The organism is Microbulbifer mixtoriginis (SeqCode) (assembly GCF_052467705.1).
In genome coordinates, this window is the sequence record NZ_CP174322.1 from 957,169 (window position 1) to 970,000 (window position 12,832).

Annotated in this window: 10 protein-coding genes (1 of these 10 cut by a window edge); 8 read left to right on the forward strand and 2 right to left on the reverse strand. The window is 50.8% G+C overall.

Annotated elements, in window-relative coordinates:
- Nucleotides 1-244: 244 nt before the first annotated feature.
- Nucleotides 245-1,342 (forward strand): efflux RND transporter periplasmic adaptor subunit, encoded by a 1,098-nt coding sequence (locus ACJJIB_RS04350; RefSeq protein WP_444887986.1) that lies wholly within the window; start codon nt 245-247, stop codon nt 1,340-1,342.
- 18 nt (nt 1,343-1,360) lie between these two features.
- Nucleotides 1,361-4,432, forward strand: coding sequence for an efflux RND transporter permease subunit (locus ACJJIB_RS04355; RefSeq protein WP_444887987.1), 3,072 nt, complete (start codon nt 1,361-1,363; stop codon nt 4,430-4,432).
- Nucleotides 4,433-4,452: 20 nt separating this feature from the next.
- Here ACJJIB_RS04355 and ACJJIB_RS04360 read toward each other — a convergent pair whose 3' ends face one another.
- Entirely contained in the window at nt 4,453-5,517 is a 1,065-nt protein-coding gene (locus ACJJIB_RS04360) for an AraC family transcriptional regulator (protein ID WP_444887988.1), read from the reverse strand.
- A gap of 252 nt (nt 5,518-5,769) precedes the next feature.
- Here ACJJIB_RS04360 and ACJJIB_RS04365 point away from each other — a divergent pair, with 252 nt between their 5' ends.
- Entirely contained in the window at nt 5,770-6,987 is a 1,218-nt protein-coding gene (locus ACJJIB_RS04365) for a hypothetical protein (protein WP_444887989.1), read from the forward strand.
- 19 nt (nt 6,988-7,006) lie between these two features.
- Nucleotides 7,007-8,086 carry a DUF4785 family immunoglobulin-like domain-containing protein gene (locus ACJJIB_RS04370; protein WP_444887990.1) on the forward strand — a complete coding sequence of 360 codons (1,080 nt, stop codon included), beginning with the start codon at nt 7,007-7,009 and terminating at the stop codon, nt 8,084-8,086.
- Between the two features lie 10 nt (nt 8,087-8,096).
- Here ACJJIB_RS04370 and ACJJIB_RS04375 read toward each other — a convergent pair whose 3' ends face one another.
- A complete protein-coding gene (locus ACJJIB_RS04375; protein ID WP_444887991.1) occupies nt 8,097-8,576 on the reverse strand; it encodes a DUF4124 domain-containing protein in 480 nt (159 codons plus the stop codon).
- A 459-nt stretch (nt 8,577-9,035) separates the two neighbouring features.
- Between ACJJIB_RS04375 and ACJJIB_RS04380 the strand changes: the two genes are divergently transcribed.
- The 4 genes from ACJJIB_RS04380 to pssA all read left to right on the forward strand — a co-directional run.
- Nucleotides 9,036-10,772: an acetolactate synthase 3 large subunit gene (locus ACJJIB_RS04380; RefSeq protein ID WP_444883732.1), complete on the forward strand. Its 1,737-nt coding sequence runs from the start codon at nt 9,036-9,038 to the stop codon at nt 10,770-10,772.
- Between the two features lie 11 nt (nt 10,773-10,783).
- A complete protein-coding gene (gene ilvN / locus ACJJIB_RS04385; protein ID WP_252084471.1) occupies nt 10,784-11,275 on the forward strand; it encodes an acetolactate synthase small subunit in 492 nt (163 codons plus the stop codon).
- A gap of 24 nt (nt 11,276-11,299) precedes the next feature.
- The gene (gene ilvC / locus ACJJIB_RS04390; protein ID WP_444887992.1) at nt 11,300-12,325 is read left to right on the forward strand and encodes a ketol-acid reductoisomerase; all 1,026 of its coding nucleotides are present in this window, start codon (nt 11,300-11,302) and stop codon (nt 12,323-12,325) included.
- A 113-nt stretch (nt 12,326-12,438) separates the two neighbouring features.
- Nucleotides 12,439-12,832, forward strand: the beginning of a protein-coding gene (gene pssA / locus ACJJIB_RS04395; RefSeq protein ID WP_252084473.1) for a CDP-diacylglycerol--serine O-phosphatidyltransferase. Its footprint extends 482 nt past the window's final position; only the first 394 of its 876 coding nucleotides appear in the window; its start codon is at nt 12,439-12,441; the stop codon falls past the right edge of the window.

Genomic DNA, 12,832 nt, shown 5'->3' on the forward strand with positions numbered 1-12,832 from the left:
TCAAAAATTGGGTGCAGGTACCTATCTTTCCACCATTATCGTCACTTCCGTCCCTTCCATGGCGTTCAAATATCATTTCAGGCTAATCCAATGAGAGTCTAACAATACGCACGGGATTTTCTTTATAAACTAAATCTGGTGGTCTGTTCAGTTGGTGGCTCCCAGAGTCAGACTTCCCGTCTTGTTGATCCGCGGCATTGTTGTGAATGATCGGGGGTAAATTATCAGTAAACGCATGGTGCTAATGCTGCTCGGGTGCCTGGTACTTTTTGGCGGTATTTTTGCGTATAAATTTATTGCCCAGCGCATGGTGAACCAATTTCTGGACAATATGCGTTTGCCGGCTCCTACAGTGACCTCGGCGAAGGCGCAGGTGCAAAATTGGCCAGAGGATTTAAGCGGGGTTGGTACAGTCCGTGCCGTCAATGGTGTTGAGGTTACGACAGAGGCCGAGGGTGTGGTTAGTGCTATCCACTTCAAGTCCGGCCAGTATGTACACAAAGGCGACCTTCTCGTGGAAATATTCGCCGAGCCGGAGAAAGCACAGCTGCAGGTTCTGGATGCTGAGCTGCGTTTGGCAAGGCGCAATTATGCACGAATTAAAACGCTTACCGCGCGTGGTGTGACCACCGAAGCAGAGCTCGATAGTGCACGTAGCACCTTGGATCAGGTAGTGGCCAATATCGAGGTACAGCGCGCCAGGGTGGATCAGCGTAGAGTGCTGGCGCCTTTTAATGGTGTTCTAGGAATACGCCGTATTGATCTTGGGCAGAATGTCAGCCCGGGGGACGCGGTAGTCACTCTTCAACAGCTCACGCCTATCTTTGTCGACTTTTCCCTGCCAGAGCAGAAATACTCTCTGGTTAAGGAGGGGATGCCAATCAGCCTGACTACCGATGCTTTTCCCGGTAAAACCTATCTGGGGAGAATTACCGCGGTAGACCCCAGAGTAGATAGGGCCAGCCGCAATTTCCTGATACAGGCTACGCTCGAAAACCCCAAGAAGCACCTGCGCCCAGGTATGTTTGCCCAGGTTTCTGTAAAAATTGAAGCCAGCCGTCGAGTACTTTCGGTCCCCCGAACGGCCTTGTTGTTTGCTCCCTATGGCGTATCGGTCTTTGTGTTGGAAACGGATGCCTCTGATAACAGTGTCACCGCAAACAAACGTTTTGTTAAAACCGGGGAGGAGCGCGGTGATCTGGTGGAAATTGTAGAAGGATTGCTACAGGGCGATGAGGTGGCCAGCAGCGGCTTGCTCAAATTGCGCAACGGTGAGGCTGCGGTAATCAACAATGAGAACAAGCCGCCAGAGGACCCATCTCCCACTCCTGAAAACAGTTAATTTCTACTGGGTGTTGCGGTGAATTTTACAGAAATATTTATTCGTAAACCGGTATTAGCTTCAGTAGTCAGTTTATTTATTTTTCTGCTGGGTTTGCGCTCAATAACTGAATTAAATATTCGCCAGTATCCGGAACTGGAGAATGCAGTTATTACAGTCACTACTGTCTATGTGGGAGCAGACTCCGATCTTGTACAGGGATTTATTACCACGCCGCTTGAACAGGAGATTGCAACGGCGGATGGCATAGATTACATGGTATCTACCAGCGTACAGGGGCTCTCGACCATCAATGCCTATGTGCGATTTGATTACGACCCCAACGAGGTGCTGACTCAAATTGTTGCCAAGGTAAATAAATTGCGTAGCGACTTGCCCGAAGAGTCTGAGGATTCCAGTGTGGAGATGCAGCAAGGGGAAACAACCGCTGCCATGTACCTTTCTTTTTCCTCGGAGATCCTTGCTAACAATCAAATTACCGATTACTTAGTTCGGGTTGTGCAGCCCAAGCTGGCTACTATAGCCGGGGTACAGCGTGCACGTTTGCTTGGGGACAGTACTTTTGCTATGCGCGCCTGGTTGAAGCCTAAAGAAATGGCTGCGTTGGAGGTGACACCTGAAGACGTAGCCAATGCCCTGCGGAATAACAATATCCTTTCTGCAGCGGGGGCTACCAAGGGCTCTAGAGTAGCAATAGAAATACGTGCAGACACGGATATTTCCCGCCAAGTGGATTTTCAAAATCTGGTGGTGCGGGCGAGCGGCGATCAATTGGTAAGACTTAGAGATGTAGCGGATATTGAGTTGGGAGCGGAGACTTACGATAGCTCTGTGACATTTAACGGGCAGTCTGCAACTTTTATTGCTATTGAAGTCGCCCCCAATGCAAACTCCTTGGATGTTATCAAACATGTACGGGAAAAGCTGGAGAGTGAAATTTTCCCGCAGTTACCGGAGGGGATGCAGGGAGAAATTCCCTATGACAGTACTGAGTATATTCAGGACTCTATTTCTGAGGTGGTGCGTACCATTGTCGAGGCAGTGATCATCGTTATCGTGGTCATCTACCTGTTTCTGGGGTCTTTGCGCAGTGTTTTGATTCCTGCCATCGCGCTTCCTCTTTCCCTAGTGGGTGCAATGTTTCTGATGCTGTTGATGGGCTTTTCCATCAACTTGCTAACTCTGTTAAGTATGGTGCTGGCTATTGGCATAGTCGTGGATGATGCGATTATCGTTTTGGAAAATGTGCACCGCCATATTGAAGAGGGGCTCACGCCTCGCGAAGCAGCCATTGTAGGGGCTCGAGAACTAGCATGGCCAGTAGTAGCCATGACTACCACTTTGATCGCCGTGTATATTCCTATTGGCTTTCTCGGTGGCCTTACCGGAACTCTGTTTATCGAGTTTGCGTTTTCTCTCGCCGGTGCCGTGCTGCTATCGGGTGTGGTCGCGCTAACACTTTCACCAATGATGGCTTCTAGGATACTGAGGCCGCGTGACGGTGGGGGGACACGCTTGGAGGCCTGGTTGGAGCGGCGCTTTGCGAATTTACAGAAGGGTTTTGAAAAGCGCTTGCACAACGCATTAGAGGAACGCAGCGTTATTTTGCTTTTCGGTTTGATTGTTTTGGTGAGCTGTTATTTTCTTTTTATTACTTCACCGCAGGAGCTGGAGCCTACAGAAGATCGGGGTTTGGTCCTCACTATATCCACAGCAGATGCTTATGCCACACTGGATTATGTTGAGCAATATACAGGGGAGTTGGTGGATATTGCTGATCTCTATACTGAGGTGGAAAATATTTTCCTGCTCAATGGCGCCGGTACTTTTAGCAGTGGTGTCAATAATGCTACGGCGGGCTTTGTATTAGGGCCCTGGGAAAAGCGTAAACGTGACACTGCACAAATGCAGGAACTAATCAGTGAGGATGTGCGCAACATCGCTGGTCTTAAAGTGGCTGTGGTTGTGCCGCCGAGCTTGCCCACTGCAGGTGGTCAACTGCCGGTGGAATTTGTTATCGGGGCAACAGAACCAGTGGAGAACCTCGCCGATGTTGCCAGTGAGATCATGGCAAAGGCCTTGCAAAGCAGGAAGTTTATTTTTCTGGATTCCGATCTAAAAATTGATAAGCCCAAGGTTGTTATTGAAATAGACCGAGAGAAGGCTGCGACTATGGGGGTGGATATGGTGAACCTCAGTCGTGACCTGGGGGCAATGCTTTCCGGTGCTTATGTTAATCGCTTTTCACTTGATAATCGTAGTTATAAGGTGATCCCCCAGGTCGAGCGAGTTGATCGCCTGACTCCTGCTCAGTTGAAGCAATATTATATCCGGGCGATTAACGGGGACCTGGTTCCTATTAATACCCTGATTAATCTGCGCCAAATCGTTGAACCACAGCAATTAAAACGCTTCCAGCAACTTAATGCGGTTACGATATCCGGGGTGCCGCGCCCGGGCGTCACCCTAGGTGAAGCGTTGGACGTTTTGGAAAATGCGGCGAGGCAAATACTGCCAGCCGAATATTCTGTGGACTACTCCGGTCAATCCCGTCAATTCAAAACGGAAGGTTCTGAATTAGTCATAACTTTTTTCTTTGCACTGATAGTAATTTATCTGGTGCTGGCGGCACAGTTTGAGTCCTGGCGCGACCCTCTCATTATGTTAGTGACTGTCCCAATGAGTGTGTGCGGCGCTATGATCTTTGTAAGCCTGGGTCTAACCACACTTAATATCTATACCCAGGTGGGACTGGTGACTCTAATCGGTGTTATCTCCAAGCATGGAATTCTAATTGTAGAGTTTGCCAATAAACTACAAATGGGGGGAGTGGATAAGCGTACTGCTATAGAGGAGGCTACTTCTATTCGTCTGCGGCCGGTATTAATGACAACGGCATCACTGGTGCTGGCAATGGTGCCACTGCTGATTGCTTCAGGGCCCGGTGGTGGGGCCCGTTTTGCCATGGGGCTGGTCGTCGCCTCGGGTATGACGATTGGCACATTGTTTACGCTTTTTGTGGTACCAGCCATGTATCTTTATTTGGGGCGGGATTACGAAAAGATAAGGGCACAAGTGCAGGGCAATTAATGGCCTCGTGCATGATACTTTTAAGCGTCGAGGATACCTCTTGTGGTGTTACTACGGCGGAACTCACTGGGAGTAACCCCCTCGTGTTTTTTAAAGAAGCGGGTAAATACCGCGCGCTCGGCAAAGTGCAGCTTTATTGCGATACTCTCGACAGATTCACTGGAGGACAGCAGTAGATGTTTGGTCAGGGCCAGGGTGACACTGTCTTTTAGCTCCTGAAAAGTAACCCCCTGTTCTTTCAATCTCCTTTGCAGGGTGCGGCCGCTGGTGCGAAAGTGAGCGGCGGCCTGTTTAATGGTGACTTCCTCGCGGAGAATGTGTTTTTCCAGCCATGAGCGCAGGCTCGCGGCTAAGTTGTAACTCGATAGCGTATTGTGTAGGACAGTTTTTAAAACATTGCGGCTCTGGCTACGCAGTAACTTGTGGTAGCTGGGGATAGGAAAATCCAGTGTTTCAGAGCCAAGAATAATGGCGTTGGTATCACAGTCAAATTCTACTGGGCTTTGGAATATACGGGCATAAATAGAATCATCCTCGGGTTTTGGCCTGCGCAACTTAACACCGCATACCTCAGTAAACTGGGGGTTCAGCGTACGCAATAATTCCGCGATTCGGGCCATTAACATTTCGGCAAAGAAATGGTTTACCGGTTCGCTAAATAATTCTAAGCGCCATTGCAGAGTGAGGACTTCACATTCTTTTTCTTGTCTTGTTTCGAATCTTAGTAGCGGTGCCAGGGTTTGCGATAAAACAATTTCCGCAGGGCGCAGTATTTCCCGTGGCCGCCGCAGGGAGGGTTGCGCCTCGATAATGGTTTCTTCCAGCCACAAGATAATAGGAAAGCGACTGAAACTGAGTCCCGGTGAAGAAACTGGGGAAAGTGCTACCAGGTTTTCAATCAGTGCATTGAACTCGCTGTAACTCAGTCGCTCGTTCTCGCGGGGATTCCAGCTAAATGCGAAAGGCAGCCGCTCAATTAGAGTACCAATAGGAATACCCAGCCGCGCAGCAGCTGTAACGAAATAGGGTGCAAATATTTTAGGCACGCCGGCATGGCCGGACATATTTTTATTCTGGTCTCTCATGACTCTTTGCCGTCCGGGTGGCGTTAATTCGATCATAGCAAAGGCGTATCAATCTAAGAAAACAATAATGTGAATTATGACGAACCGGTCGCCTCATGTGGCGCACTTGATCATCCTGTGGCGCCATAAATCCTATTGCGGCACCCACCTCAGCAGATAAGTTGCAGGGGTCTGCAGTGTGTTGCGAAACGGATACCTCGAGACTCTGCAGTCAGTAAATATCCACTTATAAAATTATAAAGGTCAATAACCATGACACTGTCTAAACGACTGGGCGCAGGCCTGTCTGTTTTTTTTGCTGCGATGGTAGGCACTTCTGCAGCGGTAGCGGAGAACTGCTACATCCTGGTCCATGGACATGGAGTCGAGGGGCATACAACCAGTACAGCGAGCGATGGGAGTTTAGTGCAACCGGCACTGGACTATTGGAGCGAAACCTATTTCGATGAATATAAAAACAGCAGTTTTATCGACCAGCTGCTAGTCAGCGGCGGCAATTACGGAGTAGTGGGGTACAACTCTACCGATGAGGGTGAGCTGCCCTACTGGCACGATAAAACCTCCGGTGAAATTGCACGGCAAATTATTCAGATTCGCAGTGGAGCCGGAGACAGGTTCGAACACGAAAACCAGTGTTCTGCCGATGATACCTTCTGGATTATTTCCCACAGCCAGGGCGCTGCGCAGATAATGTATATCGCTGGCAACGCTGTTGAAGGATCACCTTACTACAATCGTGCTTACAATCAGTACGACACAGATACTGAAGTACAGGATGTTAAAAAGTGCTCTACAACTTGGTGGGGCAGCAAGAGCTGTAAAACCGTTTCTGAGGAAGTGCAGGTTGCCAGCCTGAGTGATGCCAACGCGGTTACTGTGGATTTTGATAGTGCGATTAGCGGAGTGGCTGCGATCTTCACCACTGGTGGAGCAATCACCGGTACCGAGGGCGTGGATCGTATCTGTAATGGCACTTGGTATGACGAGGTGATCAATGACCTCTTCTTTGGCAGGGAGTGTGCCGCGGTGCGCTATATGCAGACCAACGATATTTATACCGTGCGTAATTACGTGGGCACTAATCTGGGTGCGCCTGTCTACACCATTGGCGGCTACGCGGGCTTTCCCGGTGCAGAAAGCGTTTCCTCGGCACTGCTGAATGGTGAAGATGATGGTTACATTAATCTCGCCTCCCAGATGAACTGTTCTGGTTCCGGCAAACGAAGCCTCTGGTCAAACCTCAAGCAGTACGACACCTTCATGGGTATTGCCTACGGCAGTGCCACCTTCTCCTGTGACAACGACAATAAGGGTACGGCTCGCTCCTACAATCTGGCCAGCATTTATACCGATCACGATGCTCAGCGCAATGGCGGTATTTTGTCTCCGGATTACGATGGCATTCCCGATGGTTTGAATTGTGGGGTTGGTAAAAACAGCGCCGGCCGAATTGCCGCCTGTACTCAGTAATTTTTGCGGGAGCTAGCCCATGTCCGTCAGTAACAATCGCCTCAAGGGGCACTTAGCCATCCTGGGATCCATTGTCTTTATCGCCGCAGCCGTGGCTTATTGGTTCACTGGTGAGGGTGGGGAAGTATCCACAGCGGTTGTTGCCAAGGCGGAAGCTGGGGGGCTCCATGCCCCACAGCCACAGAGGGGCGAGCTTCAAGAGGTAGCGCTGGTTGAAGAGAAACCGGTCGAGGATAAATCTGTTCAGGTTTGGCAGGAGATCCAGGCGCGGCCGGTCAAGACCGAATTGCACCAGTCACTGCTCTCTGATCTAGCAAAATTTCACCGCTATCCACCGGAAAATCGCGCGATCAAGAGCGCTTCGCAGGATCCGATTTCCCAGACCCATGCCCCAGACCAGCGCACTACCTACAGTGACAATGGAGACACCTTGACCCTGTGGACTGATCAGAAGTTCTATCTGTATGGTGATACCGTGCGTGTCTTCGCCTTTCAGACCGATAGCGATGGTGTCAAGGTACCAGCGGACCTGACCGCCCTAATGGTGTTGGATGACCAACATGTGCTGGGTTCACTGACCTTTGAAGATGGTAACGGGGACTTGGTTTACGAGGCGGAGATAGAGGCGGGAGCTTACCAAGGGCAGTCGCTGCCAACGGGTATTTATAAGATCATCGTGGATACGGATATCGATGGCCTGCGCGATGCAGCGGCATTTACACTGTCAGAGGATACGGGCAGCTATACCGGCAACTTGCGGGACTCGCTTACCAGTGAGGGTAATTTACTAGTGGAAGCCGAAGTGGAAATATTGCAACAGGGCCGTTTTTACTTCCGTGGTTCCCTCTACAACGATGAGCAGACGCCCATTGGCAGCACCCAATATGCGGTTGAGCTTTCTCCAGGGCGCCACTGGATCCCCTTCGAATTTTACGGTCTGATGATCCGCGATGCCGATCAGGATGGCCCCTATCTGGTTAAGCAGCTGAGTATTGCGCGGGTGACGGTGCCCAGGGCAGATAGGCTGTTTGAACCCGGCTATTACACCGAGCGTTACAGCCTGGAGCAGTTTAACGAAACGCCTTATAAAGAGCTTTAAAAGCTAGGGCTTAGCAGTTATCGCGAATACTCTGTTTTTCCTTGGTAATGCGTTCCTGGCGTTCATCTTCTCCCAGCATACGGTGATTACCCTCTTCGTCGATTTCACGTACCCGAGCGTGGGTAGTCAGGGCTTTTAGGTTTTTCTGGGAGGACTCACAGCGTTGTGCGCGTGCAGCTGCTTGGGCGCGGGCTACTTGCTCATCCACTTTTGAGGGGCCTTGAGCTTCTTGTTTTGTGGTATTTTTTCTCTCGGGAGTGGGCTTGGCAGCCACTTGTATGGCTTTTTCTGCAGCTATCGCAGCCTGTTGTTCCGCTTCCCATTGTTTGTAGCGCTCCGACTTCGGCTTCTTTATAACTTCAACTTCAGTGCTACTGGGTGGCTGCTCCCCAAAGTGCACTACGCCGTTCTCATCCACCCACTTGTAGATGCCGTTGGCTTGAGCGGCCAGTGCCAGGCCGGAGAATAGCATTGCGAGTGCGATGCGCATCGGATTACCCCTTATAGTTGTATCTTTCCTTACCCGACATATTGTACCGGTAACGGTGGACTTTCCTGTAACTCTCTTAACACTTTCAGTCATGTCTATTGACAGTCAATGTTGGATTGGCAAAATCGACTGTTTCCTCGGCGAGTAGTCGTCTCCGCACACCCGCGGCCAGGACACTAGCACAGGTGGACCACCCCTCCGCCGCAATTCCGCCGAGAGGCTCTCCCTACCCCTGGAGGCCTGCTAGCCTGCAATTCGGACACCGCCGTGTCGGTTTCAGGCTGGGTGTTTTACTGCGCGCGATGATCTCATCCTAAAAATCGGCATGTAAACACGCAACAGGCTGATATCTGTCATCATTTTCCTTTACAATTGCCGTTCAACATTCTTGTTGTTCGTTCGGTTAGCGGTTCTTTGGTGATGGCTATCCTACCAACTAGGTGAATTGAGGAGACTCAAGTGGAATTACTTTCCGGCGGCGATATGTTGGTTCGCGCGCTGCAGGATGAAGGGGTAGATCTGATTTTTGGCTACCCGGGCGGTTCGGCACTGCATATCTATGACGCCATCTTTAGGCAGAAGTCCATCAAACACATTTTGGTGCGGCATGAACAGGGTGCTACTCACGCTGCAGACGGCTATGCCCGCTCAACAGGCAAGGCGGGTGTTGTACTTGTGACCTCGGGTCCAGGGGCCACGAATGCGATTACCGGAATTGCTACCGCCTATATGGATTCGATTCCTATGGTGGTGATTTCGGGTCAGGTGCCCAGCGATAAGATCGGTGAAGATGCCTTTCAGGAAACCGATATGGTTGGGTGCTCGCGGCCAATCGTAAAGCACAGTTTCCTGGTGAAGAACGCCGAGGATATTCCCGAGATCGTTAAGAAAGCTTTCTATATAGCCACGACTGGCCGCCCTGGCCCTGTGGTGATTGATGTACCCAAGGATGTAACCAACCCCGCCGAGCGCTTTCCCTATCGCTACCCGGATAAGCTGCGCATGCGCTCCTATACTCCGGCGGGCAAGGGCCACAGTGGACAAATTCGCAAGGCGGTGGCGTTGTTGCTATCGGCGCGGCGACCGGTAATTTACGCTGGCGGTGGTGTGGTTCAGGGGGATGGCTCCGAACTGCTCACTGAGTTGGCTCGCCATTTGAATTATCCCGTGACCAATACCTTGATGGGACTCGGCGCTTTTCCCGGTAGCGATAAACGTTTTCTCGGTATGCTCGGCATGCATGGCACCTTCGAGGCTAATACCGCTATGCATCATGCAGATGTCATTCTGGCGGTGGGAGCGCGTTTCGATGACCGCGTTACCAATACACCCAGCAAATTTTGTCCGGGAGCCAAGATTATTCATATTGATGTGGACCCGGCTTCTATTTCCAAAACCATCGTCGCCGATATTCCCATCGTTGGTACTGTGCAGTCAGTACTGGCTGATATGCTGGAAGCCTTTAAATCCAGTGAGGAACAGCCGGACCAGTCAGCAATCGTTGACTGGTGGCGTCAGATAGACGACTGGCGTGAACGTCACGGCCTCTATACCGTTCCGCGATACAAAACTGACGGCGCCCTGATCATGCCGCAGGAGGTCATTCGTGCGGTTTACGATATCACCGAGGGCGATGCCTTCGTGACCTCTGATGTTGGACAACACCAGATGTTTGCCGCCCAGTATTACCATTTCGACAAGCCGCGCCGTTGGATTAACTCCGGCGGGCTCGGCACCATGGGTTTTGGTCTGCCTTCTGCCCTGGGGGTGAAGATTGCCCACCCAGATAAAGAAGTTGTCTGTGTGACCGGTGAGGGCAGTATCCAGATGTGTATTCAGGAATTGTCCACCGCTACTCAATACCATCTGCCGGTTAAGATTCTGTGTCTCAATAACCAGGCACTAGGCATGGTGAAGCAGTGGCAGGAAATGCAGTACGAAGGGCGCCTTTCCAACAGTGTCTACGAAGAGTCTCTGCCGGACTTCGTCAAGCTTGCAGAAGCCTATGGCCACCTGGGTGTGAAGATTGAGCGAAGAGAAGACCTGCATGAAAAACTGCAGGAGGCCTTTGCGCATAAAGACCGCACGGTGTTTATCGATGTCTACGTCGATCCCTCTGAGCATGTCTACCCGATGCAAGTCATGCCGAGTGGCTCCATGCGTGATATGTGGCTGAGCAAAACCGAACGGACATAGGGGTTAGGGAAATGCGGAGAATTATTTCGGTTTTGATGGAGAACGAGCCGGGAGCGCTATCCCGAGTTGTGGGATTGTTTTCCCAGCGCGGCTACAACATTGAGAGCTTGACTGTGGCGCCTACAGAAGACGCCACTTTGTCACGCCTCACCATGGTGACCATAGGTGATGATCACAAGATCGAGCAGATAACAAAAAACCTCAACAAATTAATTGATGTGGTGAAGCTGGTTGACCTTACTGAAGGCTCTCATATCGAGCGGGAATTATTGCTGGTAAAGGTGCGCGCCAATGGAGCCCAGCGCGATGAGGTCAAACGAAGTGTAGATATTTTTCGTGGGCAGATAGTGGATGTTACCAGCAGTATGTACACGGTTCAGGTTGCCGGTACCGGTCAAAAACTCGATGCATTTTTACAGGCATTGGGAGAGCACACCATTATGGAAGTCGTGCGCTCCGGGGTTTCTGGAATTGCCCGCGGTGAAAAAGTATTAAGTGTTTAGATAGCAGGAAATAGGAATTTAGTCATGCAAGTTTATTACGATAAAGATTGTGAACTGTCTTTAATTCGCGGGAAAAATGTTGCGATTATCGGTTACGGTTCTCAGGGGCATGCCCACGCCAATAATCTCAAGGATTCCGGTGTAGAAAATATTGTTGTCGGTTTGCGCAAAGGTTCTGGCTCCTGGAGCAAAGCGGAGAGTGCCGGCCTGCGTGTTGCCGAGGTAGAGAGTGCGGTCAAAGATGCTGATGTGGTAATGATTCTGGCACCGGATGAGTACCAAGCCAATATTTACAAAGAGCAAGTGGCCCCTCATTTAAAATCTGGTGCGGCGCTCGCCTTTGCTCACGGGTTCAATGTGCACTTCGAACTGATTGAGCCGCCCGCAGATGTAGATGTCATTATGATTGCGCCAAAAGGTCCCGGGCATACTGTACGCTCCACTTATCTTGAAGGGGGCGGTGTGCCAACTCTGATTGCGGTTTATCAGAATGCTTCCGGCAATGCGAAAGAACTGGCACTTTCCTACGCCAGTGCAAATGGTGGCGGCCGCTCTGGAATTATTGAAACCAATTTCCGGGAGGAGACTGAGACAGACCTTTTTGGAGAGCAGGCTGTATTGTGCGGGGGGGTTTCCGCCCTGGTGACCGCTGGTTTCGAAACTCTGGTTGAGGCCGGTTACGCGCCTGAGATGGCCTATTTCGAGTGCCTGCATGAGCTGAAGTTGATTGTCGACCTGATGTATCAGGGCGGTATTGCTGACATGCGCTATTCTATTTCCAATACTGCAGAGTACGGTGATTATGTCACTGGGCCGCGGATTGTTACCGATGAGACTAAAGCAGAAATGCAGCGCGTTTTGAAGGATATTCAGACCGGGAAATTCGCAAAGGACTTTATGTTGGAATCTCTCGCTGGACAGCCGCGCTTAAAGGCTGAGCGCCGTATTGGGGCAGAGCATCAAATTGAGCAGGTGGGTGCCAAGCTTCGTGCCATGATGCCCTGGATCAAAGCGAATAAAATTATTGATCGGACAGAAGGCAACGGTTGAGAACTGTTTAACTAAAAAAAACGGCGGGATATCCCGCCGTTTTTTTTTGCCCTGTGCCCACACAGGGCAATGGCGTACACTCGCTGGCTGCAAAATGCATTAACGGAGAGTCTATGAGCGTTCAAGGGGATGATAAGCAGCCCGAAGACCCAATTAGTGGTCTGAATGAGGAAATTCGTCTGCCCGTCGACGAGCACATTGAGGAAGAGGTTGCAGAGAATGGCAAAAAGGTGCGCGCGCGCGGTGTCTATCTCTTGCCCAACCTAATCACCACCGGAGCCCTTTTTAGCGGTTTCTACGCAATTATTGCCGGTATGAGCGGAAACTTTGAGGCTGCCGCGATCGCAATTTTTGTGGCTATGGTTTTGGATGGCCTGGATGGGCGGGTTGCACGTCTGACCGACACTCAAAGTGCCTTTGGTGTGCAATATGATTCCCTCTCTGACATGGTTTCTTTTGGCCTTGCTCCAGCTCTGGTAGCTTTTAGCTGGGGGTTGGATTCTTTGG